Origin of the sequence: Candidatus Enterococcus huntleyi (genome assembly GCF_009933175.1) — a bacterium.
Classification (GTDB): domain Bacteria; phylum Bacillota; class Bacilli; order Lactobacillales; family Enterococcaceae; genus Enterococcus_K; species Enterococcus_K huntleyi.
This window is the reverse complement of the sequence record NZ_MAEJ01000015.1, coordinates 52,282-78,404: the sequence shown is the minus strand read 5'-3', so window position 1 is coordinate 78,404 and position 26,123 is coordinate 52,282. Positions and strand designations below refer to the sequence as shown.

Annotated in this window: 20 protein-coding genes and 2 pseudogenes; all 22 read left to right on the top strand. The window is 39.2% G+C overall.

Annotated elements, in window-relative coordinates; genetic code table 11:
* Positions 1 to 79 precede the first annotated feature (79 nt).
* On the top strand, positions 80 to 877 hold the full coding sequence (gene rpsB, locus BAU15_RS09675) for a 30S ribosomal protein S2 (protein ID WP_161842553.1): 798 nt from the start codon (positions 80 to 82) through the stop codon (positions 875 to 877).
* A gap of 100 nt (positions 878 to 977) precedes the next feature.
* On the top strand, positions 978 to 1,859 hold the full coding sequence (tsf, locus tag BAU15_RS09670; protein WP_161842552.1) for a translation elongation factor Ts: 882 nt from the start codon (positions 978 to 980) through the stop codon (positions 1,857 to 1,859).
* Positions 1,860 to 2,150: 291 nt separating this feature from the next.
* Positions 2,151 to 2,873 carry a UMP kinase gene (gene pyrH, locus BAU15_RS09665; RefSeq protein ID WP_161842551.1) on the top strand — a complete coding sequence of 241 codons (723 nt, stop codon included), beginning with the start codon at positions 2,151 to 2,153 and terminating at the stop codon, positions 2,871 to 2,873.
* A 3-nt stretch (positions 2,874 to 2,876) separates the two neighbouring features.
* A complete protein-coding gene (gene frr / locus BAU15_RS09660) occupies positions 2,877 to 3,434 on the top strand; it encodes a ribosome recycling factor (RefSeq protein ID WP_161842550.1) in 558 nt (185 codons plus the stop codon).
* Positions 3,435 to 3,671: 237 nt separating this feature from the next.
* Positions 3,672 to 5,165 (top strand): ABC transporter permease, encoded by a 1,494-nt coding sequence (locus BAU15_RS09655; RefSeq protein WP_161842549.1) that lies wholly within the window; start codon positions 3,672 to 3,674, stop codon positions 5,163 to 5,165.
* 12 nt (positions 5,166 to 5,177) lie between these two features.
* Positions 5,178 to 5,849, top strand: coding sequence for an ABC transporter ATP-binding protein (locus BAU15_RS09650; protein ID WP_161842548.1), 672 nt, complete (start codon positions 5,178 to 5,180; stop codon positions 5,847 to 5,849).
* On the top strand, positions 5,842 to 7,434 hold the full coding sequence (locus BAU15_RS09645; protein WP_161842547.1) for a PASTA domain-containing protein: 1,593 nt from the start codon (positions 5,842 to 5,844) through the stop codon (positions 7,432 to 7,434). The genes BAU15_RS09650 and BAU15_RS09645 overlap by 8 nt, the downstream gene beginning before the upstream one ends.
* Positions 7,435 to 7,703: 269 nt before the next feature.
* The gene (locus BAU15_RS09640) at positions 7,704 to 8,495 is read left to right on the top strand and encodes an isoprenyl transferase (protein ID WP_161842546.1); all 792 of its coding nucleotides are present in this window, start codon (positions 7,704 to 7,706) and stop codon (positions 8,493 to 8,495) included.
* 29 nt (positions 8,496 to 8,524) lie between these two features.
* On the top strand, positions 8,525 to 9,325 hold the full coding sequence (locus BAU15_RS09635; protein ID WP_161842545.1) for a phosphatidate cytidylyltransferase: 801 nt from the start codon (positions 8,525 to 8,527) through the stop codon (positions 9,323 to 9,325).
* Positions 9,326 to 9,573: 248 nt separating this feature from the next.
* Entirely contained in the window at positions 9,574 to 10,842 is a 1,269-nt protein-coding gene (rseP, locus tag BAU15_RS09630) for an RIP metalloprotease RseP (RefSeq protein ID WP_161842544.1), read from the top strand.
* Between the two features lie 82 nt (positions 10,843 to 10,924).
* Complete coding sequence (locus BAU15_RS09625) at positions 10,925 to 12,637, top strand: proline--tRNA ligase (RefSeq protein WP_161842543.1); 1,713 nt, start codon at positions 10,925 to 10,927, stop codon at positions 12,635 to 12,637.
* A gap of 293 nt (positions 12,638 to 12,930) precedes the next feature.
* Complete coding sequence (locus BAU15_RS09620; RefSeq protein ID WP_161842542.1) at positions 12,931 to 17,283, top strand: PolC-type DNA polymerase III; 4,353 nt, start codon at positions 12,931 to 12,933, stop codon at positions 17,281 to 17,283.
* Between the two features lie 290 nt (positions 17,284 to 17,573).
* Positions 17,574 to 18,527, top strand: a complete 954-nt coding sequence (locus tag BAU15_RS09615) for an ROK family protein (protein ID WP_161842541.1) — start codon at positions 17,574 to 17,576, stop codon at positions 18,525 to 18,527.
* Positions 18,528 to 18,869: 342 nt separating this feature from the next.
* Positions 18,870 to 19,406 carry a GNAT family N-acetyltransferase gene (locus BAU15_RS09610; RefSeq protein WP_161842540.1) on the top strand — a complete coding sequence of 179 codons (537 nt, stop codon included), beginning with the start codon at positions 18,870 to 18,872 and terminating at the stop codon, positions 19,404 to 19,406.
* Between the two features lie 379 nt (positions 19,407 to 19,785).
* A complete protein-coding gene (rimP, locus tag BAU15_RS09605) occupies positions 19,786 to 20,259 on the top strand; it encodes a ribosome maturation factor RimP (RefSeq protein WP_161842539.1) in 474 nt (157 codons plus the stop codon).
* A gap of 20 nt (positions 20,260 to 20,279) precedes the next feature.
* Positions 20,280 to 21,470, top strand: coding sequence for a transcription termination factor NusA (nusA, locus tag BAU15_RS09600; RefSeq protein WP_161842538.1), 1,191 nt, complete (start codon positions 20,280 to 20,282; stop codon positions 21,468 to 21,470).
* A 24-nt stretch (positions 21,471 to 21,494) separates the two neighbouring features.
* Complete coding sequence (rnpM, locus tag BAU15_RS09595; protein ID WP_161842537.1) at positions 21,495 to 21,794, top strand: RNase P modulator RnpM; 300 nt, start codon at positions 21,495 to 21,497, stop codon at positions 21,792 to 21,794.
* A complete protein-coding gene (locus BAU15_RS09590) occupies positions 21,784 to 22,089 on the top strand; it encodes a YlxQ-related RNA-binding protein (protein ID WP_161842536.1) in 306 nt (101 codons plus the stop codon). The genes rnpM and BAU15_RS09590 overlap by 11 nt, the downstream gene beginning before the upstream one ends.
* Positions 22,090 to 22,101: 12 nt before the next feature.
* A pseudogene (locus BAU15_RS15935) lies at positions 22,102 to 22,191 on the top strand (translation initiation factor IF-2 N-terminal domain-containing protein); the annotation flags it as partial.
* A gap of 12 nt (positions 22,192 to 22,203) precedes the next feature.
* Positions 22,204 to 24,523: pseudogene (gene infB, locus BAU15_RS09585) on the top strand (translation initiation factor IF-2).
* A 19-nt stretch (positions 24,524 to 24,542) separates the two neighbouring features.
* Entirely contained in the window at positions 24,543 to 24,893 is a 351-nt protein-coding gene (gene rbfA, locus BAU15_RS09580; protein WP_161842535.1) for a 30S ribosome-binding factor RbfA, read from the top strand.
* 305 nt (positions 24,894 to 25,198) lie between these two features.
* Entirely contained in the window at positions 25,199 to 26,119 is a 921-nt protein-coding gene (truB, locus tag BAU15_RS09575; RefSeq protein ID WP_161842534.1) for a tRNA pseudouridine(55) synthase TruB, read from the top strand.
* Positions 26,120 to 26,123 lie beyond the last annotated feature (4 nt).

Genomic DNA, 26,123 nt, shown 5'->3' with positions numbered 1-26,123 from the left:
GCGGTGCTCTTAACTTAAGAGTTCTTCACACAGTTGAATTTGAGAGGGGAAAATACAAAACCAATTGGAGGAAACAAAAATGGCAGTAATCTCAATGAAACAATTGCTAGAAGCCGGCGTACACTTTGGTCACCAAACTCGTCGCTGGAACCCAAAAATGAAGAAATATATCTTCACAGAAAGAAACGGAATCTACATTATTGACTTACAAAAAACAGTTAAATTAGTAGATAACGCTTATAACTACATGAAAGAAGTTGCTGAAGAAGGCGGCGTTGCTTTGTTCGTAGGAACAAAAAAACAAGCGCAAGAAGCAATTAAAGACGAAGCAATTCGTTCAGGTCAATACTATGTAAATCACCGTTGGTTAGGTGGAACTTTAACTAACTGGGATACTATCCAAAAACGTATTAGCCGCTTAAAACAAATCAATGCTATGGAAGCTGACGGAACTTTTGACGTTCTTCCTAAAAAAGAGGTTGTTGGTTTAAACAAACAACGTGAACGTCTTGAAAAATTCTTGGGTGGTATCGCTGATATGCCTAGAATTCCAGATGTAATGTACATCGTTGACCCTCGTAAAGAACGTATTGCCGTTCAAGAAGCACACAAATTAAACATCCCAATCGTTGCTATGGTTGATACTAACTGTGATCCAGACGAAATCGATGTAGTAATTCCTTCAAATGACGATGCAATCCGTGCCGTTAAATTGATTACTTCAAAAATGGCTGATGCATTTATCGAAGGTAACCAAGGGGAAGACCAAGTAGTTGAAGAAACATTTGTAGCAGAAACTGCTGAAACTGCAACTTCAATCGAAGAAATCGTTGATGTTGTAGAAGGCGACAATGCTTCTACTGAATCAGCTGAATAATCTTGAAATCCGGAGCTGTTTCAAAGGCTAGGCGCCACGCCTCATCTCCTTTGAAACAGCTTTTTTAAAACGAAAACACATCTTTAGGAGGAAATAATAAATGGCAGACGTAACAGCTAAATTAGTAAAAGAATTACGCGACATGACTGGTGTCGGTATGATGGACGCGAAAAGAGCGTTAGTAGAAGTAGAAGGCGATATCGAAAAAGCGGTTGATTTATTACGTGAAAAAGGTATGGCTAAAGCAGCTAAGAAAAATGACCGTATTGCGGCTGAAGGATTAGCTTCTGTTGCTGTTAAAGGCAACTCTGCAGCAATCGTTGAAATTAACTCAGAAACTGACTTCGTTTCTAAAAACGAAATGTTCCAAGATTTAGTAAAAGAAATTGCTGAATTAGTAGCAGAAAACAAACCTGCTGATATCGAAGAAGCAATGAAAATCAAAACTGTTAAAGGAACAATCGAATCAGATATCGTTGAAGCAACACAAGTTATTGGTGAAAAAATCAATTTCCGTCGTTTTGCGGTTGCTGAAAAATCTGACAACGCTGCATTCGGCGGCTACCTACACATGGGTGGACGTATTGCTGTATTAAGCGTTATTGAAGGAACAACTGACGAGTCTGTAGCACGTGATGTATCTATGCATATTGCAGCGATTAATCCTCGTTACCTAGACGAAACACAAATTCCTCAAGAAGAATTAGATCATGAAAAAACTGTTTTAACTGAACAAGCTCTTAATGAAGGCAAACCTGCCAATATCGTTGAAAAAATGGTTATTGGTCGCTTAAACAAATTCAAAGCTGAGATTGCTTTGGTTGACCAACCATTCGTTAAAGATCCAGACATGACTGTTGAAAAATATGTTGCTTCTAAAGGCGCAGTTGTTAAATCTTTCGTTCGTTTTGAAGTCGGCGAAGGAATTGAAAAACGTGAAGATAACTTTGCTGAAGAAGTTATGAGTCAAGTGAAAAAATAATCTGCTAATAAAGAGGCTAAGACAGAAGCGTTCAACTCTGAGGACGTAAGGCGAAATTCACAAAAATTGTTCTTCAAATTTTAGTGGATTTTGACTTAGGTTCCTGGGGAGTTACTTCTAATCCAGCCGTTTATGCGGACTATAGGTGAGTAGGAAAAAACTTTTTAAGTTTTTTCCCACTCAATTTTTTTAGGCAAATTCGTAAAAAACAAGCGAAATCTGGCAAATGGGCAGTGTCCACAACCTAGAGAGTATGCTAAAATAGTGAGAGACAGTAATGGAGGAATTGAAATGGTGAAACCTAAATATCAACGTGTCGTATTAAAATTAAGTGGTGAAGCATTAGCAGGTAATGATGGTTTTGGTATCAAACCGCCAGTCATTAAAGAAATCATCCAAGAAATTAAAGAAGTACATGAGCTTGGTGTTGAAATGGCCATCGTTGTCGGTGGAGGAAACATTTGGCGTGGACAAATTGGTGCACAAATGGGTATGGAACGTGCGCAAGCAGATTATATGGGGATGTTAGCGACAGTTATGAATGCTTTAGCTTTACAAGATACCCTAGAAAATGTTGGCGTACCAACACGCGTTCAAACATCAATCGATATGCGTCAAATTGCTGAACCTTATATCCGTCGTAAAGCAGAGCGTCATTTAGAAAAAGGTCGGATTGTAATTTTTGCCGGCGGAACGGGTAATCCGTATTTTTCTACTGATACAACGGCTGCGCTACGTGCAGCAGAAATCGGTGCTGATGTTATTTTAATGGCTAAGAACAACGTTGATGGGGTTTACTCAGCGGATCCAAAATTAGATAAAACAGCGACAAAATTTGAAGAATTAACGCATATGGAAGTGATTGCTAAAGGATTACAAGTCATGGATTCGACAGCAAGCTCACTAAGTATGGATAATGATATTCCTTTAGTTGTCTTTAACTTAAATGAACATGGAAACATTCGCCGAGCAATTCTTGGTGAAAATATTGGAACTACTGTAAGGGGGAAATAAAAAATGGCAGATGCAATTATGCAAAATGCAAAAGAAAAAATGCAAAAAGCGGAACAAAATCTACAAAGAGAATTGGGTCAAATTCGTGCTGGACGTGCGAATGCGAGTCTTCTTGACCGAATCATGGTTGAATATTATGGCGCGCCAACACCGTTAAATCAATTAGCTTCTATTAACATCCCAGAAGCACGTGTTTTGATGATTACACCATTTGACAAAAACTCAATTCAAGATATCGAAAAAGCAATTATGACGAGTGATATCGGAATCAGCCCAACGAATGACGGAAATGTAGTTCGTTTAGTGATTCCTCAATTGACAGAAGAACGTCGTAAAGAGTTAGCTAAAGATGTGAAAAAAGAAGCGGAAAACGCCAAAGTTGCTGTACGTAATATTCGTCGTGATGCGCTAGATGACTACAAAAAACAACAAAAAAATAGTGAAATTACTGAAGATGAATTACGTTCACTTGAAAAAGAAATGCAAACAGTGACAGACAACAGCGTCAAAGAAATTGAAAAAATCCAAGCAGATAAAGAAAAAGAACTTTTAGAAGTATAATCTTTAAGGTTTTAATTTTATCTTAATTAATTTTTAAGAAAAATAGCTACGAACCTTCTGACATCATAAAATGAGCCAGAAGGTTCGTATTTTTACATAATATAAACAAAGAGCAATTATATATATTGTTATAAAAAAGCTTCATTAAACGTAGGGTTATTGAAAGCGCTGTTGTGTTCAATCCTAAACTATGGAATAATATTAAAAACATCAGTTTTTTTGAGAGGAGATGGAATAGTGAATTTTTTGCAAAGAGCAGTAAGTAGTGTGACAAGAAGAAAGGGTAAATCTATTATTTTATTCTTAGTCATATTTGTGTTAGGAAATGTTATTGCGGGCGCTATCGCGATTCAGCAATCAACGACGAACGTTGAGAAGGATGTCAAAGCCAAATTGGGGGCAAATGCGACCATTTCGTTTGATTATACGACGTTCCAAAAAGATAATGAGGAAACACCAGTGGAGGAGCAAATCTTCCCAGATGAGCCGGACTTAAAAGCCTATCAACAGATTGGTGCGTTACCCTATGTTAAATATTTTGACTATAATTCGCTTAGTTCATTTGTTTCTAGTAAGTTGGAAAGATTTGCGTTTGAACAAGATGAAGGTGGAATGATGAGCGGCTATGGCGGTTCACCTAGGTTTAATCTTAAAGGCGTGAACTACCCTAAATTAATGGATATTGAGCAAAAGAAAATTAAGTTAGCTGGCGGGAAAGTTTTTTCAGACGAAGATGTTAAAGAGGGCAAGAATGTTGTAATCATTGGTAAACGTTTAGCCGAACAGAATAATATCTCACTCGGAGCCGATTGGGTGATAAAGGTTGAAAGTGATAACGTAGAGTATGATGACAACGGGAACGAAATCGAGGTCAAGCCTGAAGATATTAAATCATTTGATTTTCCAGTAAAAGTAATTGGTTTCTTTGAACCAGTAACAACAGAGAAAGAACCTAAGAAAAATACGGATGCTTATTATAATCAAATGTCGCAATCCGAAGAGTTGGAAAATACTATTTATCTACCTAATGAATTAGTGAAAGAATTCAATAAACAGACGGCAAAAGAAATATATGAAGCATCTGAAGAGGATTTCGAAAATTATGAGTATTTTTCACCTGCTTATACTTTAAAAAGTCCAGAAGATACCGAAGCGTTTAAAGAAGAAGCAGAACCGTTATTGCCAGACTACTACATCGTACAAGCGTCAGCAGATCAGTACGATCAGGTGGGCGGTAGCATGAAGAAAATGAATCAAATCTCTAAATATGTTGTCATCATTGCGGTACTTGCCGCGTTATTAATTATTGGACTTGTCGTGCTATTATTTATGAGAGATCGGAAGCATGAACTAGGAATTTATCTGTCTATCGGTGAGACACGTGGAAAAGTCATGGGTCAAATCATGGTAGAATTATTGATTATCAGTGCGTTAGCATTAGTTTGCTCGCTTGTAACAGGAAACCTGTTAGGAAATGTTGTGTCTAATTCATTGATGCAATCCGATTTATTAGCGACACCAACCAATCCAAATGATATGATGGATTACATGTATAATGGTCTGGTTTCAAGTGAACTGACGACTTCAGATGTTACCTCAGCCTACAAAGTGACTTTCTCAGTTGGCTATATTGTGACTTATCTAGTTGTTGGTTTAGGGACAGTTCTTGTCTCAGCTTTAATTCCATTAATGTATATTTTACGCTTAAATCCAAAGAAAATTATGATGTAAGGAGGGAATCCCATGGCACTGTTAGAAACGAAAAATTTAAGTTACTTTTACCAGGATGGCGACCAACGTCGATTCATCCTTAAAGATACCAATATTTCTTTTGAAAAAGGGAAATTCTACACAATTTTAGGTCAATCAGGCTCAGGAAAAACAACTTTTCTTTCTTTAATTAGCGCGTTAGATGAACCTAAAGAAGGAGAAATCTTATTGGATGGTCAAGATATTAAAAAAATCGGCTATGAAAAGTTTCGTCGTAATGAGATAAGTATTATTTTCCAAAGTTATAATTTGGTTCCCTATCTTACAGCTCTTGAAAATGTCCTAGTTGCGATGTCAATTACGGAGAACGAATTACCTGAGAATCATCGGGAAGTGGCCTATAATTTATTAGATTATATCGGGATTACCAAAAATAAAGCCGATCGAATGGTAAATCAGCTTTCTGGGGGAGAACAACAGCGTGTGGCGATTGCCCGTGCTTTGGCGACCAACGTTGATATTATCCTAGCAGATGAACCGACAGGAAACTTAGATGAAGAGATGGAACAAGAAATTGTTGATATTTTCAAACGCTTAGCAAAAGAACACGGAAAATGTGTCATCGTTGTGACCCACTCCAACGAGATTGCTAAACAATCAGATGAACCGTACTATCTGCATAAAGGTGTGTTGAAACATGAGTGATTTTCTATCCAATTTCACCAGCAGTAATTATAGTGGGGAACCAAAGAATCCTAAGAAAAAAGCTGATGATTCAACAGAAGAAACGACACCCGAAGAACCACAGTCAGGCACAGTTCAGCCTGATGAAGTAACGAAAACGGCTACTTCTAGAGTAGAAAAATCAGCAAAAAAAGAAGAGCCAAAATCTGAATCTGCAGTCCCTTTTGTTGAACCTTTAATGGTAGAGGAAGATGTAGCGACGAATCCTGTACAATCAGCAGCGGAGCAACAAGAAGAGGCACAACAAACACGTCGCAGATTCCAGGAAGAAGAAACCGAAACAGATCCGGACTATAAAAAGCAACAAATTAAAAAATATGGGATTATTGCTGGTATTGTGGTGGTTGTTTGCGCGATACTCTTCACCGTTTACTACCAAGTGACGCATGTGAAGGTTCCTGATTTTGCTAAAAAGGAACTGTCGGAAGCGAGAACCTGGACTTCTGAGAATGATGTGAAGCTGAAGGTTGATCAAATCTACGATTTTGAGGCAGAACCAAATGTGATTATTAAGCAGAGTGTTGCCAAAGATAAAAAGATCAAAAAGGGTAATGAGCTAGTGATTACAGCGAGCTTAGGTCCTGATCCTGAGCAAAAAATTGCTTTACCTGAATTTAAAGATTTCTCAGTCGAGGCGGCCCGTGATTGGATTGCCGAGAATAAGGCAGAAAATGTTACTTTGATCGAAGAATATAATGATAAGATTGAGGATGGCGTATTTATCAAATCTCAATTTTCTAATAAAGACCTTGATCCTGCTGAGTATGCTAGAAAAGATAAGCTACAAGTTTATTATTCAAAAGGAAAAGAAGTTTTTGAAAAAAATATTGAGGTTCCTGACTTTAAAGGGAAAAATAAAGCAGAAGTGCAAGAATGGGCGACGAAAAATGGCGTTAAGCTAGAAGCTGCGACCGCATTTTCAGATACGGTCGAGATGGAGAAGGTCCTTTCTCAAGAAACAGCTAAAGGCACCAAGATTGCTAAGAATGATACGTTTAAAATCAAAGTTTCAAAAGGGCAAGCGATTGTTGTCCCTGATTACTCTCAATATACCGTTGAGGAAGCGAGTCAGCTACAAACGAAAATAACAGCTCAGATTCGAAGTGTCTTTACCCCGGATGTCCCTTATGGCCGATTTATCAGTCAGTCTGTGGAAGCGGGTAAAGAATATAACGAAGAAGACGTCTTGCCAAATGTCAAAGTATTATATTCAGAAGGTCAACCTTACATGAATGATTTACGCGGACAGACAGTTGAAGGCGATTTGCAGAAGACTTTCTATGAAGCGTTTGAATCAAAAGGCGCTTATGTGACTTACGAAGTGTATTATGTTGATTCATCTGAGAGTAAAGGAACAGTTGTCGAGATGAGCCGCTTTAGCGAGTTTATCCCAATTGATGCCCATATTTATATTGGAATCAGTAAAGGTAATCTTCAACCTGTTGCGCCGCCAGTTGCTACCGGAGGCGATATGGGGGATGACGGTTCAGCACCAGAAGCACCGTCGGATGAAGCGAATAACACAGCAGAAGAAACGAATAAATAGATAAAAGATAAAAGAGCTATCGGAGAATTAGTGTGAAGGATAGGATATCGATTAATCGGTCAACCCATTCACGCATGTTCTCTCCGATAGCTTTTTTGCGATATAGAAGAGATCAGGCACATCACAAGAGGTACTTTTAGGCGGATTTGGCAGAAAATCTTTAAGATGCGGTAAACAATCGTAAAAAAAATCAAAAATACATAGGAAATGAAAAAACTTATTGCTATAATATTCTAGATAGCTTGAATTTGAAAGAGGAGGAAAAAAGAATGCTACGTTTTTTTCCGCAAAAGAATAAGTACGTACAAGAAGAAGCTGAATTTCTATTTGACGAGAAGGGTCCTATTCCTAAGCATATCGCTGTGATTATGGATGGAAATGGTCGTTGGGCACAAAATCGTAGACTTCCGAGAATTGCCGGGCATAAGGAAGGGATGGAAACGGTTAAGCGGATTACCAAACATGCATCAAAGCTTGGAGTGAAAGTATTAACACTCTATGCGTTCTCTACAGAAAATTGGAAAAGACCGACTGATGAAGTCAATTTTTTGATGCAACTTCCTGTCGATTTTTTTGATGTATTTGTCCCAGAGTTGATTGAGGAAAATGTTAAAGTTCAAGTGATGGGCTACAAGAAGCTTTTACCTGAGCATACTCAAAAAGCGGTGAAAGACGCGATTGAGCAGACGAAAGATAATACGGGAATGGTCTTAAATTTTGCTCTGAACTATGGCAGTAGAGCTGAGATTGTGACGGCAGTCCAAGAGATTGCCAAAGAAATTGAAACCAACCAGCTACAATCAACGGAAATTACAGAAGAAACGATTGCCGACCATCTGATGACGAACTTTTTATCTAAGGATCTTAGGGATCCAGAACTAGTTATTCGGACAAGTGGTGAGGAACGAATTAGTAATTTCTTATTGTGGCAGATTGCTTATAGTGAATTATTTTTCACACAAGCTTTGTGGCCCGATTTTACGCCAAATTTACTGGAAGCAGCGATTGCTTCGTTTCAAAACAGAGATCGTCGCTTTGGCGGATTGAAAGAGACGACATAAAAAGAGACGATTTAAGAGGAGGAACTATAGTGAAACAACGAGTGATTACGGCGGTTGTTGCCCTGATTATCTTTATTCCCATTATTTGGGTGGGCGGCTTAATTTTGCAGCTATCAGCTGCAGTATTATCTGTTGTAGGGGTCTACGAGCTATTTCGAATGAAAGGCTTAACTATTGCGAGTTTAGAAGGAGTCTTAGCTTCTGTTGGTGCAGTTATTTTGGTTTTACCAGTCAATGATTTACTGCCTTTTTTACCAGAAAAAACGGATAGCTTTCTATTGTACTACTTAATTGTCCTGATTACTTTAGGGATTTGTGTTTTCTCAAAAAATACCTATTCGATAGATGAAGCTGGATTTCCAGTGATTGTCAGTTTATACGTAGGTGTCGGTTTCCAAAACTTTGTGAATGCTCGAATTGCCGGACTAGAAGTGTTATTATTTGCATTATTTGTTGTCTGGGCAACAGATATTGGCGCCTATATGGTGGGGCGCAAATATGGTCAGAGAAAGCTTTGGCCAGAAGTTTCACCGAACAAAACAATTGAAGGAGCATTAGGTGGGATTGCTAGTGCTGTCGTTGTTGCAGCTATTTATTTATTCATTTACCCGCGAGCTGAATTCTTTTCGTATAGTGCAGTAGTGATGTTGGGCTTAACGGTGATTTTCTCGATTGTTGGTCAATTCGGTGATTTAGTCGAATCTTCCATCAAGCGGCATTATGGAGTGAAAGATTCAGGAAATATCTTGCCAGGTCATGGCGGAATTTTGGATCGCTTTGATAGTTTATTATTTGTTTTTCCAGTGATGCATATTTTAGGCGTATTTTAAATAGGGGAAAAGGGGAGTGACAAATAGTCTTGTCATCCCCCTTTTTTCGAATAAACAATGTTCCAGTTCAATTATTGCTCTATGCATAGCATTCTACTGGTGTACTTATATTAGTAGAATTGCCAATTTGGCGATTTTATGTGAGTTATGATAAAATGAGGGGTGTTTTATATAATAATTTTCAGATAATTCATTTCATAGGTCATGATTTTTGAAAAATAATATTTACAGAAAAGGAAGGAAAATAAATGAAGACAATAATTACCTTTATTATCGTTTTTGGTGTATTAGTGATTGTCCACGAATTTGGGCATTTCTTCTTCGCCAAACGATCAGGTATATTAGTGCGTGAATTTGCGATTGGTATGGGGCCAAAATTAATTGCCCATCAAGCCAAAGACGGGACCACTTACACCTTACGCTTATTACCGATTGGTGGCTATGTACGCATGGCCGGTATGGGGGAAGAAGAGGCTGAATTGCCACCTGGCTTACCGCTCTCAGTCGAATTAAATGCCGATGGGGCAGTCACAAAAATTAATACTAGCAAAAAGATTCAATTAACAAACAGTATTCCGATGGAGTTAGTTCGTCACGACTTAGAGGATGAATTAACGATTACGGGATTTGTAAATGGTGATGAGTCTGAGGCAATCACTTACCCAGTCTTACATGATGCCACTATCATTGAAGCAGATGGGACAGAGATTCGCATTGCGCCGACAGATGTTCAATTTCAATCGGCAAAATTGTGGCAAAGAATGCTAACCAATTTTGCTGGTCCAATGAATAACTTCATCTTAGCTATTTTATTATTTGTCCTATTAGCTTTTATGCGTGGGGGCACTCCGATCACTGACACCAATCAGCTGGGCTCTGTTATAGCAGATGGCGTGGCTGAAAAAGCTGGCTTACAAACAGCCGATAAAGTCGTGTCAATCGATGGCAAAAGGATTGCTACATGGGAAGACCTAGCGATGACTGTCTCAGAAAATCCTGAGAAGGATTTGGATTTTGTAGTGAATCGCAACGGCCAAACACTTGAGATGACGGTGACTCCTAGAGCTGAAAAATCTGGGAATCAAACAGTCGGAAAGCTTGATATTTCGGTACCGATGAAAACGGGTTTAACAGATAAAATTTTTGGTGGCGTAACCGAAGCCGTTGATAGTTCGTTGAGAATTTTTAAAGCTTTAGGCTCGCTCTTTACTGGTTTTAGTCTAAATAAATTAGGCGGTCCGGTGATGATGTTCCAAATGTCTTCACAAGCAGCAGATGCAGGGCTGACGACGGTCATTGCTTTGATGGCAATGTTGTCAATGAATCTGGGGATTATCAATTTAATACCAATTCCAGCTTTAGATGGCGGTAAATTAGTCTTAAATGTTCTTGAGGGCGTACGAGGCAAGCCGTTGAGTCAAGAAAAAGAAGGGATTTTGACGTTCATCGGTTTTGGGTTACTGATGGTCTTGATGGTTCTTGTAACATGGAATGATATCCAGCGCTTCTTTTTTTGATGTATAGATAGTTGTATAAGTTTGTTAGGGGGAACTAATAAACAGGGATACACGCGTGTACGTGTATAAAAGGAGAAAAAGAATGAAACAGTCAAAGATGCTGATTCCAACATTACGGGAAGTTCCTAGTGATGCGGAGAATTTAAGTCAACAAATGCTCTTACGCGGTGGTTTTATTCGCCAAGTTTCAGCAGGAATTTACTCTTATTTACCATTAGCGAATCGCGTTTTAGAAAAACTGAAGTCAATTGTTCAAGAGGAATTAGCAAAAATAGATGCTATCGAGATGTTGATGCCAGCTTTATTACCAGCTGAGCTATGGCAAGAATCTGGACGATATGAAACATATGGTGCCAATCTATACCATGTAGAAGATCGAAATCAGCGAGAATTAGTGCTTGCGCCAACACATGAAGAAGTATTTACAAAACTGATTGGTGACGAAATCAATTCGTACAAACGCTTGCCTATCTCACTGTATCAAATACAAACGAAATTTAGAGACGAGAAGCGGCCACGTTTTGGCTTGCTTAGAACCAGAGAATTTATTATGAAGGATGCTTATTCATTTCATGCAGATGAAGACAGTCTTGATCAGGTCTACAGAGACTTTGAGCAGGCCTATAAAGAAATTTTCATACGTGCTGGCTTGAATTTTAGAGCTGTAATTGGTGATGGCGGAGCAATGGGCGGCAAAGATTCAAAAGAATTTATGGCTATTTCCGAGGTTGGTGAAGATACGATTTGTTTCTCTACAGAAACTGATTATGCTGCTAACTTAGAGATGGCAACGAGTCTGTACACGCCGAAAAAAGCCCACGCCAAGATGATGGAACTAGAAAAAGTCGCTTTACCAGATGCGCATACTGTTGAAGAGGTGGCAGAGTTTTTCAAGGTTGACAAGCAGCGAATAGCCAAATCGGTTTTATTCATGGCTGACCAGCAACCTGTGCTAGCCCTTGTTCGAGGGGATCATGAGGTGAATGAAGTTAAATTGAAAAACCTCTTACAGGTCGAGCGACTAGAAAAAGCAACCGAAAAGGAAGCAGAAAAATATTTACAAACGGGGCTTGAATCAGTCGGACCTATCGAAGTTCCGGAAACAATCAAAATCGTTGCTGATCTATTTATCCAAGATCTAGCCAATTTTATTGTTGGGGCGAATGAAACGGGCTATTACTACAATCATGTGAATATCGGGCGTGACTTTTCCCCTGAATGGTTTGAAGATATTCGTTTTGTCCAAGAAGGAGATCCTAGTCCTTCGGGTAATGGCGTATTGGAATTTACTAAAGGGATTGAGATTGGGCATATTTTTAAGCTAGGGACACGTTATAGCCAAGCGATGGATGCGACGGTGCTGGATGAAAATGGTCAGGAAACTTTTATCAAAATGGGCTGTTATGGCATTGGGATTAGTCGTCTATTAGCTGCTATCGTCCAACAAAATGCGGATGAAGAAGGAATTCATTGGCCTAAGGGGATTGCGCCATTTGATATCCATGTTGTTCAAATGAACGTCAGTGATGACTACCAAACGCGTCTTTCTGAAGAGGTCGAAGCGATTATGTCCAAGGCTGGCTATGAAGTGCTTGTCGATGATCGAAATGAACGGGCGGGTGTTAAATTCGCTGATTCAGACTTAATTGGCTGTCCTATCCGAATCACAGTTGGTAAAAAAGCTGTAGACGGCGTGGTGGAAGTCAAGATAAAAAAATCTGGCGCTATGTTAGAAGTCAGAAAAGAAGAATTAGTCAACACATTGGAAATTTTAACGAACTCTGATACGGAGTAAATTGGCTTAGATTTTTAGTATAATAAATAAAAAGAAGAAAAGGTTGGCATGATAATTATGCCAATCTTTTTGTATAGAAACAGCTAGAATTTCTGAAGTCTGTAAGCTTGAGCCAAGCTTCTGCTAGTCAGTGAAATCGAAGGATGGCTAATTTCGGAGTTAATTTAAGGTAAAGTTTTAATGAAAAATTTGTTGAAAAACGGTATACTTAATAGTGCTGAAGGAAGCAGTCAATTTACGAATGTTCTATGTAAAAAAACTGCAACTAGAAATAAGAGAGGGAGTAATGTTTCTTGTCAGAAAAACGTGACTTATTTGAAAAATTAGTGGAGCAAATTCAACTAAATGAAGAAGAACGAAACAATCCCTTACTAATAAAGGGTGAATTAGAGCAAGTCGTGGTTCATCGCCAGTCAAAGGTTTGGGAATTTACCTTGCGAGTACCAACAATCTTACCAGCGTTACTTTATCGTTCATTGACGCAGAAAATGGCGTTAGCTTTCAAAGAGATTGCTGGAACGAAATTAAATATATTGGCTGAGGATAGCAGCTTTGATGAAGGTCTATTACAAGATTATTGGGCAATAGCATTACAAAATCAAGCGTGTGATACGCCACTGACGCAACAGGTCTTGAAAAGCCAAGTGCCTGTGATGAAGGATCAGAAAATTGTCTTGGCGGTTGAGAATGCGGCGGTCATTCCTTACCTTAAACAACAATCTTTTCCATTAATTGAAGGCTTGTATCAATCCTATGGGTTTTCTAAATTCCGCATGGAAGCTGAGATGGATGAACAAAAAGCTGAGCTGGTTTTGAAGCAGTTTGAAGAACGCAAACAGGAACAAGAACAAGCTTTTATGCAACAAGCAGCTGAGAATTTGGCGACGCATGAACAGCAGAAAAAAGAACGAAAAGAACAAGCGCCAGCTTTATCTGGTCCAATTCAATTAGGGCGAAATATTCCGGCCGATGAACCGGTGACCCCTATGGCTAATATTATTGAAGAAGAGCGTCGGGTAACGATTGAAGGCTACGTTTTTGATACGGAAGTACGCGAGTTGCGTTCTAAACGTAAAATTTTAATTGTCAAAATTACCGATTATACTTCTTCATTCATCGTTAAGAAGTTTTCAAATGGTGAGAAGGATGAACAAGTTTTTGATGCAATTACTAAGGGTAGTTGGTTGAAGGTTCGAGGAAGCGTCCAAGAAGATACATTCATGCGTGACTTAGTAATGAATGGGCAAGATATTGTTGAAGTCAAACATGCCCCTCGAAAAGATTATGCGCCAGAAGGGCAAAAACGTGTAGAACTTCATTTGCACAGTAATATGAGTACCATGGATGCTACGAATCATATTGGTGATTTTGTCGCACAGGCTGGAAAATGGGGCCATAAGGCGATTGCAATCACGGATCATGCAGGGGCGCAATCGTTCCCAGATGCCCATAGTGCTGGGAAAAAAGCCGGTGTTAAGATTCTTTATGGCGTGGAAGCGAATGTCGTGGATGACGGGGTGCCGATTGCCTATAATGACGCGCACGTTTCCTTGACTGACAGCACGTATATCGTATTTGACGTGGAAACCACTGGACTATCAGCCGTGTATGACACAATTATTGAATTGGCGGCAGTCAAGATGCATAAAGGGAATGTAATCGAAACCTTTGATGAATTTATCGATCCTGGGCATCCACTTTCTCATACAACGGTCAATCTGACGGGGATTACTGATGAAATGGTGCGTGGCTCCAAATCAGAAGAAGAAGTCTTACGGATGTTTCTCGAGTTTGCCGGAGAAGATGTTCTAGTAGCCCACAATGCGTCATTTGATATGGGATTCTTAAATACTAGTTATGCGAAGTATGGCATTCCGGAAGCCCCTAATCCGGTGATTGATACGTTAGAATTAGCTCGTTATTTGTATCCTCAATTTAAACGCTTTGGTTTAGGTGTGTTGTCTAAGAAATTTGGCGTCAATTTAGAACAACATCACCGGGCAGTCTATGATGCGGAAGCGACTGGCCACTTGGCTTGGATATTCATTAAAGAAGCGATGGAAAATCATGAAATGTTTTATCATGATCATTTAAATAGGCATATTGGTGAAGGCGATTCGTACAAACGAGCGCGACCCTTTCATGTAACTATTTTAGCTCAGACGCAAGCTGGCTTGAAAAATCTGTTCAAATTAATTTCGATGTCCAATGTCAATTATTTTGAGCGCGTACCGCGGATTCCTCGCTCACAGCTAACAAAATTAAGAGACGGTCTCTTAATCGGTTCAGCCTGTGACAAGGGTGAAATTTTTGAAGCGATGATGCAAAAAGGGGTCGAAGAAGCCAAAAACCGCGCAAAATTTTATGATTATATTGAAGTGATGCCAAAAGCGGTCTATGCGCCCTTAATTGAACAAGAGTTAGTGAAGAATACCAAAGATTTAGAGGATATAATAAAAAATCTAGTGAAGATTGGCCAAGAACTAGGTAAAATTGTTGTCGCAACAGGTAATACTCATTATTTGAATGAGGAAGATGCAATCTATCGCAAGATTCTTGTGAATTCGATGGGCGGGGCTAATCCGCTAAATCGTCATAGTTTACCAGCTGTTCATTTTAGAACGACTGATGAAATGCTGACGGCCTTCCAATTCATGGGTGAGGAGATGGCGATGGAATTAGTCGTCACCAATCCTAATAAAATTGCTGATATGTGTGACGAAGTTGTACCAGTCAAAGATGATTTATATACACCGAAAATTCCTGGCTCAGAGCAAGAAATTACAGATCTCAGCTACAATCGCGCAAAAGAGCTGTATGGTGATCCACTCCCTGATATCGTCGAAAAACGGTTGAAAAAAGAGTTAGATAGTATCATCGGTAATGGTTTCTCAGTGATCTATTTGATTTCGCAGAAACTTGTGCATAAAAGTAATGAGGATGGCTATTTGGTTGGTTCACGGGGTTCGGTTGGTTCGAGCTTTGTTGCGACTATGACTGGGATTACCGAGGTCAATCCTTTAGCGCCACATTATCATTGTCCTGAATGTAAATATTCTGAGTTTTATGAAGATGGTTCTTATGGTTCGGGCTTTGATATGCCAGAGAAAAAATGTCCAAATTGTGGTGCTCGTCTGTTTAAAGATGGCCACGATATTCCCTTTGAAACCTTCTTAGGCTTCCATGGCGATAAAGTCCCCGATATTGATTTGAACTTCTCGGGGGATTACCAAGCCGAAGCCCATAACTATACGAAAGTGCTTTTCGGTGAAGACTATGTCTTTAGAGCGGGTACAATTGGTACAGTTGCCGATAAGACAGCTTACGGATTCGTTAAAGGCTATGAACGAGACAATAATCTGCACTTTAGAGCGGCTGAGATTGATCGTCTAGCCAAGGGTGCAACTGGAGTTAAACGAACAACCGGGCAGCATCCGGGGGGGATTATTGTTATTCCTGACTACATGGATGTGTATGATTTTTCACCAATTCAATACCCAGCGGATGATCAAAATTCTGAATGGAAAACGACTCACTTTGATTTCCATTCGATTCACGACAATATCTTGAAACTAGATATTCTAGGACATGATGATCCAACCGTTATTCGGATGCTCCAGGATTTATCTGGGATTGAACCAAAAACGATTCCGACAGATGATCCAGAAGTCATGCGAATATTTGCTGGACCAGAAGTTTTAGGTGTTGAGCAAGATCAAATTTATTCAAAAACTGGGACATTAGGAATTCCCGAGTTTGGGACCCGTTTTGTTCGAGGCATGTTAGAAGAAACGCATCCGTCAACCTTTGCCGAACTGTTGCAAATTTCTGGCTTGTCTCACGGAACCGACGTGTGGTTAGGCAATGCGGAGGAATTAATTCGTCGCGGCGAAGCCAATCTAGCCGAAGTTATTGGCTGTCGGGATGACATCATGGTCTATTTGATTCACGCGGGTCTTGATAGTGGGATGGCCTTTAAGATTATGGAAACAGTGCGTAAAGGTTTGTGGAATAAGATTCCTGATGAACTTCGTAATGAGTATCTAACAGCGATGAAAGAGAATAATGTACCAGATTGGTATATTGATTCTTGTTCGAAAATTAAATATATGTTCCCGAAAGCCCATGCGGCAGCCTATGTCTTAATGGCCTTGCGGGTAGCTTATTTTAAAGTCTATTTCCCAATTCTATATTACTGTGCTTACTTCTCTGTACGGGCTGATGACTTTGACTTAGTAGCGATGTCAAAAGGCAAGGACGCAGTCAAGGAACGTATGAAAGAAATTACCGATAAAGGGATGGATGCATCGACGAAGGAAAAGAACTTACTAACTGTTCTCGAATTAGCCAATGAAATGATTGAACGAGGCTTTAGTTTTGGCATGATTGATTTGTATAAGTCTGATGCTGAAAACTTCGTAATTGATGGCGATCGCTTAATTGCACCTTTCCGAGCAGTCCCAAGTTTGGGTGCCAACGTGGCTAAACAAATTGTTGAAGCCAGAAAGAATGGTCCTTTCCTATCTAAAGAAGACTTAGCAACTCGTGCAAAAGTCTCGAAAACTTTAATTGAATATATGAATGAAAATGGTGTCTTAAAAGACTTGCCAGATGAAAATCAATTATCGTTGTTCGATATGTTTTAAACAATCCGAGCTCAATACAAATCTAGATACAGATTTAAATTCAGATTTAAATAGGGAGCTAGATTACTTGAGCTAGGTTCTCCAAACAAAATTTTTAAAAAGTTTTTTAAAAGATTGATTTACAGAAGCTTCTTAAGCAAGGAGAAATAATTTTCCCTTTGCCTAGAAGCTTCTGTCTTTTTATAATCTTTTTGTGATTTATATTGTTTTTTGCAAAGCATATATATTAACGAGGAGTGCCCTAGTTTATAGATGAAAACTGTATTCTCAAGCCTAGGAGATGTGATAGAATGGAGCTAGGTAAATCTAAGCAGTTGAACGGAGGAAACAATATGGTTTGTTTAACAATTGATCTGGGAGCGACGCATCTAAAAACAGCAATTTATACTCAGTTTACGAAACAATTAATTGAAAAAGAGCAGTTTGATTCTCCGAAAACCTGGGACAAGATGCGCAGACTAATTGATGCCTGCATCATCACCTATATGGGAAGTTATGAAATCTCGGCTCTGTCTTTTAGCTTGCCTGGTGGGATTAACGAAAGTACGAAACAGATTGAAGAAGCCGATTCTTTACCTTATCTAAACGGTGTTGCTTTTCAGAATTATTTTGAAGGGAAATATACGATGCCAGTCTTTGTTGAAAACCAAGCTATTTGTGCAGGAGCAGCAGAGACTACTTTAGGGATGAAAGATGAACAAGTTAATGCGCTGTATCTAAAAATAGAGACAGTGGTTACGGGAGCTATTTTCAATGAAGGAAAAAATTATCGTGGCATGCACAAACGAGCAGGTTCATTTGGTAAAATGTTGATGGACGGTGGAAAAGACTTTAGTCAGTTGGCTTCATTAACAAGGCTTGCAGAAGTTTATTCAGGAAATAGTGAACAGAAGATTAGTCCACAAGAAATCTTAAAACTTGCTAGAGAAGGCGACAAAAAGGCCAAAAACTTATTTGAAGAATTATTCCGCTCTATCGCTACAGCTATTTATACCCTTCAAGTAAGCTTCGATCCGGAATGGCTAATCCTCAGTTTTGGTGAAACACTCACACACGACCCGATGATTCTTGAAGAGATTAATCGTGAACTTGTCGTAATTGTAAATAAAAAAGGCGGTATTATTCCGCAAATTCGTTGGGCTACCTTCCCTGAGGACGCCGCCTTGTTAGGCGCTGGCGAAGCTGCAATGAGTAAATCAAGAGAGCAGTCTATCCATAAAATAAGTGATTCGCATACAGCTTGAAAAACGTAAGCGAATAAGTCGAATAGATAAACAAAAGTAAAAACATAATATTTAGCTCTTAGTGAGAGTGAAGAAATTCAGTCAACCTAATTAGCAATTTTTAGGCGAATATTGTCTGTTTACTAACGAGCGTTTAATAGATTTATTTCTGCGTGAATCGTCTCCGTCAGTTGATACAGACTACTTCGACAATTTTTTCAAGTGACAATTTAGTGATATAATACGGAAAAAAGGAGGGGTTTAGTATGAACAACACAAAAAGAGACCAAAAGGATATGAGGGTCGTAACTATCTGAGGTCTTTAATTAAACGGTCGACTAAATTTAATTTTAGGAGAATTGCGTGAGAAATCATCTGTTTTTAAAAACTATCGAAGAAAAAGATTTGAGAATAATTTGGGAGATTAGCTTTGGTCCGAAGGCTGATCTGGTATGGATGAAGTTTAATGGTCCCTATTTTAATGACCCCGTCCAAACATGGGTAGAGTTTTCAAACGGGTATGGAAAATCACTGATCAATAATTCAATGAGCAAGGCGATAGTAGTTGATGAAAAAATAATCGGGTTAGTTACTGCTTATTGGGAAGATGCTAATCTAAAACAATGGCTAGATGTCGGGATTTTGATTTACGATTCTAACGTTTGGGGTCATGGAATTGGTAGCAAAGCACTTTCTTTATGGTTAAAAGAGTTGTTTGCTCAATTTGCTTACTTACCACACATTGGTTTTACGACCTGGTCGGGAAATCAGGGTATGCAAAAGATAGGTGAGAAGTGTGGCATGAAAAAAGAAGCAGTTATCCGAAAAGTCAGATTTCTAAATGGCCAATATTATGATTCAATTAAATATGGTATTTTGAGAGAAGAACTGATTCATTAGAATTCTAAAAGCCTTAAAATCAAACTGAATTAAACAACAAATGAAGTCTCTGATCAAGTGTAGTTACCTGATCAGAGGCTTTTTACGTGTTCTATTGTTCTAAATACGAGGAAGTAAGCAGTGTATATAACGGATTCAGATGAAGGTTCTGTACTATCTAAATAGAAAATTTACTGTATTTTAGATAAAATAATAGAAGACTTTGTGAGAATCAAAACGGGTAGGAGTCGACACGATTCCCATTAGAAAAGCCAATATTTGAATTTAACTTCAATCTATGCTATAGTAATACATGGTAATGATACTAATTGTGAGTGAGCGGATTTTTCGCTCACTCTTTTTAATGGAATTACGAGACTCTTGAAGGAGGCGAAAAATTTTGAGTAATGTGGTAGAAACGGTGACCGATTATCTAACGCCCATTGTAGATGAACAAAATTTTGAACTTGTAGAAGTAGAATTTGTAAAGGAAGGAAAAAATTGGTTCCTTCGTGTGTTTATCGACAAAGAAGGTGGCATTGATATCGAAGAATGTGCGCTGGTGAGTGAACAGTTAAGTGAGAAATTAGATTCTGTCGATCCAGATCCTATCCCACAAGCATATTTTCTAGAGGTTTCATCGCCTGGAGCTGAGCGTCCGTTGAAAAAAGAAGCTGATTATGAAAAAGCAATTGGCGAGTATGTGAATGTCTCGTTGTATCAGGCAATTGACGGTGAGAAACAATACCAAGGATTTTTACAGTCTGTCAGCCCTGAAGAGCTTGTCTTAAAAATCAGAATCAAGACAAGGGAAAAAGAACTTGTGTTGGAACGTAAAAATATTGCGAAGGCTCGTTTAGCTATTCAATTTTAATATCGGAGGAATTAAAAAAAATGAGTAAAGAAATGTTGAACGCTTTAGATGCTCTTGAGGCAGAAAAAGGCGTATCTAAAGAAATCGTCATTGAAGCTCTAGAAGCAGCACTAGTTTCTGCATATAAACGTCACTATGGTCAAGCCCAAAACGTTGTTGTAGAATTCGAACAGAAAAAAGGAAATATTCATGTGTACGCAGTCAAAGAAGTCACAGAAGAAGTCATGGATTCACAATTAGAAGTTTCATTAAAAGAAGCTTTATTGATTAATCCAGCGTATGAAATTGGTGATACGATTCGTTTTGAAGTAACACCGAAAGATTTTGGTCGGATTGCGGCTCAAACAGCGAAGCAAGTTATTTTGCAACGTGTGCGTGAAGCGGAACGCGATATTATCTACAATGAATTCAGTGCTTACGAAAAAGACATCATGCAAGGAATTGTCGAACGTCAAGATCACCGTTATATCTATGTTAACTTAGGTAAGATTGAAGCGGTATTATCTAAACAAGACCAAATGCCTAACGAATTTTATCAACCACATGATCGAATTAAAGTTTATGTTGCCCGTGTTGAAAAATCGTCTAAAGGACCTCAAGTTTTCGTAAGTCGTAGTCATCCTGATTTATTACGTCGTTTATTTGAACAAGAAGTCCCAGAAGTTTACGATGGTATTGTTGAAATTATCAGCATTGCTCGTGAAGCTGGCGACCGTTCGAAAATTGCGGTACGCTCAACGGATGATAATATTGATCCAGTCGGAACGTGTGTGGGACCTAAAGGCCAACGTGTTCAAGCGATTGTTAATGAGTTGAAGGGCGAAAATATGGATATCGTTGAGTGGAATGAAGACCCAGCAATCTATATTGCCAATGCTTTAAATCCAGCGCAAGTTGTGAATGTTATTTTTGATCCAGAAAATAGCAAAGCTTGTACAGTGGTTGTTCCTGATTATCAATTATCATTAGCGATTGGTAAACGTGGTCAAAATGCTCGTTTAGCAGCTAAATTAACTGGCTTCAAGATTGATATTAAATCTGAGTCTGATATGGAAGCATTCTACCAACAAGCAGAGCAAGCGGAACAAGTTGAAGAAGTCGTTGAAGCAGATGTAAATGGAGCGGCTGAAGTAATTGCTCCAGATATGACAGCTGATGATTATGAAAATATTGAGTTTAACGAGACTGAAACTGTCGAAGAAACAGACTAAAGATTTTTTGGGAGGCGAAAATAGATGAAAAAAAGAAAAATCCCTTTACGTAAATCAGTCGTGTCGGGCGAGATGAAACCAAAAAAAGAGATGCTTCGGATTACCCGTTCTAAAGAAGGTGAAGTAGCCATTGATCCTACTGGAAAACTACCTGGGCGAGGTGCTTACGTTTCTATTGAGCCAGCAGAAGTTCAACAAGCTTGGGATAAAAAAATTCTTGATCGAGTATTGGAAACGACTTTATCAGATGAGTTTTACCAGGAATTATTGGCTTATGTGACACACCAAAAAGCGAGAAGAGAGTTATTTGCAAATGACAAATGAGCAAAAGGCACTAAATATGTTGGGTCTAGCGATGCGTGCTGGAAAACTGGTCACTGGAGAAGAGATGACAATCCAAGATATTCGCCGCCAAAAATCAAAATTGGTTTTTGTTGCGAGTGATGCCAGTGAAAATACAAGAAAAAAATTAAATGACAAGAGTCGTCATTATGAAGTGACTTGCTTAGAAGCGTTTACCCATGTCGAACTTAGCCAAGCAATTGGGAAGTCTCGAATGGTGATTGGTATTAATGATCAAGGATTCGCGAAGAAGATCAAGGAACTATTATTAGGTTAGGAAGGTGATTGCATGGGGAAAAAACGAATTTACGAACTTGCAAAAGAAATCAATAAATCAAGCAAAGACGTTGTGGACAAAGCACAAACTCTAGGTATAGATGTTAAAAATCATATGGGGTCGATCTCTGGAGACGATGAAAAAAAATTGCGTCAAGCATTATCAGGGGGAACGAATATGACAACACCAAATACAAATAAAGAGCAACCACAAAATCAAAAACCAGCAAGCCAAAAACCAGCTAACCAGAATACAACGCAAAACCAACAAGGACAACAACGTCCGCAAAATACACAAAACCGTCCGGCGGGACAAGGACAACAACAACGTCCACAAAATACGCAAAATCGTACAACAGGACAAGGACAACAATCAACGTCCGCAAAATACACAAAACCGTCCAGCAGGACAAGGACAACAACAAAGTCGTCCGCAAACAAATCAAGCGGGTACAACGAGTCAAGGCCAAGGACAACAAGGTACGCAAAATCGTGCAGGCGGCGGACAAGGGACTAACCAAAATCGCCCAGCTGGACGTAATAATTACGGCAACCAAAACCGCAATAGTTATGGTGGCAATCAAAACCGTAATAAATTTAACAAAAAAGGTAAAAAAGGCAAGCATCAACCACAATCAAATAAACCGGCTGTACCTCCACGTAAATTCCGTGAGTTACCTGAAGTGTTAGAATACACAGAAGGCATGAATGTGGCGGATATCGCGAAGAAAATTCACCGCGAGCCAGCTGAAATCATCAAAAAACTCTTCATGATTGGCGTGATGGTTAACCAAAACCAAGCGCTTGATAAAGATACAATTGAACTACTTGCAACAGATTATGGCATGGAAGCAGAAGAAAAAGTTCAAATTGATGTGGCTGACATTGATAAATTCTTTGAGCCAGATGCTTTAGTCGAAGAAAACTTAGTTTCTCGTCCTCCAGTTGTAACGATTATGGGACACGTTGACCACGGGAAAACAACTTTACTTGATACCCTACGTCATTCTCGTGTAACTAGTGGAGAAGCTGGCGGAATTACGCAGCATATTGGTGCCTACCAAATTGATATTAACGGCAAACCAATCACTTTCTTGGATACTCCAGGACATGCGGCCTTTACAAGTATGCGTGCTCGTGGCGCAAGTATCACTGATATTACGATTTTAGTTGTTGCAGCCGATGATGGAGTAATGCCTCAAACGATTGAAGCGATTAACCATGCGAAAGCAGCGAATGTGCCAATTATTGTCGCAGTTAATAAAATTGATAAGCCAGCAGCGAATGCGCAACACGTGATGCAAGAATTAAGCGAATATGAATTAATTCCTGAAGCATGGGGCGGCGAAACAATTTTCGTTGAAATCTCGGCTAAATTTGGTCAAAATATCGATGAGCTATTAGAAATGGTTCTTTTAGTTGCTGAAGTAGAAGACTTAAAAGCGGATCCTAAAATGCGTGCTATCGGAACAGTTATCGAAGCGCGTCTTGATAAAGGTAAAGGCCCAGTTTCAACTTTACTTGTTCAACAAGGAACGCTACATGTCGGAGACCCAATCGTTGTAGGTAATACGTACGGTCGTGTGCGTGTGATGACGAATGATATTGGTCGTCGTGATAAAGCTGCCGGTCCAGCAACGCCAGTCGAAATTACTGGGTTAAATGATGTGCCTCAAGCGGGGGATCGTTTTGTTGTCTATGAAGATGAGAAAACAGCTCGTGCAGCCGGTGAAGAACGTGCCAAACGTGCGTTACTAGAACAACGGACTGTTAGCAGTCGTGTGACGCTAGATAACTTGTTTGAAAGCTTGAAAGATGGCGAATTGAAAGATGTTAATGTCATCATCAAAGCCGATGTTCAAGGTTCTGCTGAAGCGTTAGCTGCTTCATTGAAGAAAATCGAAGTTGAAGGTGTGCGCGTGAAAATCGTTCACTCGGCTGTTGGTGCGATTAATGAAAGTGACGTAACACTTGCTGCGGCAAGTAACGCGATCATCATCGGATTTAACGTTCGTCCAACAACGCAAGCGAAACAACAAGCGGATTCTGAAGAAGTTGATATTCGTCTACACCGAATCATTTATAAAGCCATTGAAGAAATCGAAACAGCGATGAAAGGGATGCTTGATCCTGAATTCGAAGAAAAAATCACTGGTCAAATGTTGGTTCGTGAATTGTATAAAGTTTCTAAAGTCGGAACAATCGCTGGTTGTTACGTAACAGAAGGCTTCATCCGTCGTGATAGCGGCGTGCGTGTCATTCGTGATGGCATTGTTATTTACGAAGGTATGTTAGCAAGCTTGAAACGCTTCAAAGATGATGCCAAAGAAGTTAAATTAGGCTTTGAATGTGGCGCGATGGTCGACAAATTCAATGACTTGAAAGTTGAAGATGTTATCGAAGGATTCGTCATGGAAGAAATCAAAAACGATTAAATAAAAGGAGGCCGCTCAAATGGCTAATTATAGAGACCGCCGAGTCGGTCAAGAAATATTAAAAGAAGTTAACTCGATTCTACGTAAAAAAGTTCGTGATCCTCGTGTTCAGGAAGTAACAATTACGGATGTTCGTGTAACTGGTGACTTGCAACAAGCAACGATTTACTACAGCTTGTTATCAGATTTAGCATCTGACCGCCAAAAAGCGCAAGCAGGTTTGGACAAAGCAACAGGGTTAATTCGTCGTGAATTAGGCCATGCGCTAAGTCTGTATAAAACACCTGAACTAGTTTTCGAACTAGATGAATCAGTTAGATACGGCAATCACATTGATGATTTGATCCGTAAACTGAATACACCAGATTAAAATTAAGCGACAAACCCATTTGTAACACGGGTTTGTCGCTTTGTTTTATTGTCAGGCAAATAGTGAATAAAATTTAAGTTTTTAAAATAGAGGCAGATAAGGGGCGGATTTTTGCTGTTGTTTATCTAAAGAGTGCTGGGATAATTGTAGTCAGCTAGGGATAAGCGTTAATTCATAATTAACGGCTTGTGTTTTATGGGTTCTATTTTTACTGTGAATTGTAAAAGCTTAAACTCAGATGTTTAGCTATTTTTCTGTCTATGTTATAATGAGAAAGTTGAAATCAAAGGAAATGAGGATATGTGATGGAGGGCATTTTGCCATTATGGAAAGAGCGTGGCATGACCAGTCATGACTGCGTCTTTAAATTAAGAAAAATTTTACAGACTAAGAAAATTGGCCATGGGGGAACGTTGGATCCTGATGTTGATGGCGTATTACCGATTTGTATTGGCAAAGCGACAAAAGTTATTGAATATATGGTTGATTCTGGAAAAATTTATGAAGGTGAGATTACCTTAGGATTTTCCACGACCACTGAAGATGTTTCGGGTGAAGTGGTTGAGGAAAAAGCTGTTGAGAGTCCTCTCTCAGTCGTAGAAATCGACGCGGCTATGGCTAAGATGACCGGTACAATCACGCAAATTCCACCGATGTATTCAGCAGTCAAAGTTAATGGAAAACGATTATATGAATATGCGCGAAATGGTGAGACGGTTGAACGACCACAAAGAACGGCTGAGATTCATACTTTTATGCGAACGACAGAGCCTGTCTGGAATGAAGAGTTGAAGACCCAATCATGGCGCTTCAAAGTTATCTGTGGCAAAGGAACTTACGTGAGAACATTGGCTGTCGATACCGGCTTGAACTTGGGCTATCCTGCGCACATGTCTGATTTAACTCGTTTGGCAAGTGGTGGGCTCTCAAAAGAACAAGCAGTTACCCTAGAGCAAGTCGCACAGGCGATGGAAAATCAAACAATTGATAACTTACTGTTACCGTTGGAATATGGAATTTCTTCATTAAAAAGAGTGGATATTTCAGAAGCTATTTACGCAAAAGTTAAGAATGGCTTACGTTTTCCATATGCAGCATTCGGCTTGTCTGAAATGCCTGAGGAAGAAATTGCCTTATTTTATAACAATCAAGTAGTTAGTATTTACATCCCAAATCCTAAAGAAAAAAATATTTTGAAACCGAGTAAGGTTCTTAGAAATGAATAGAAGG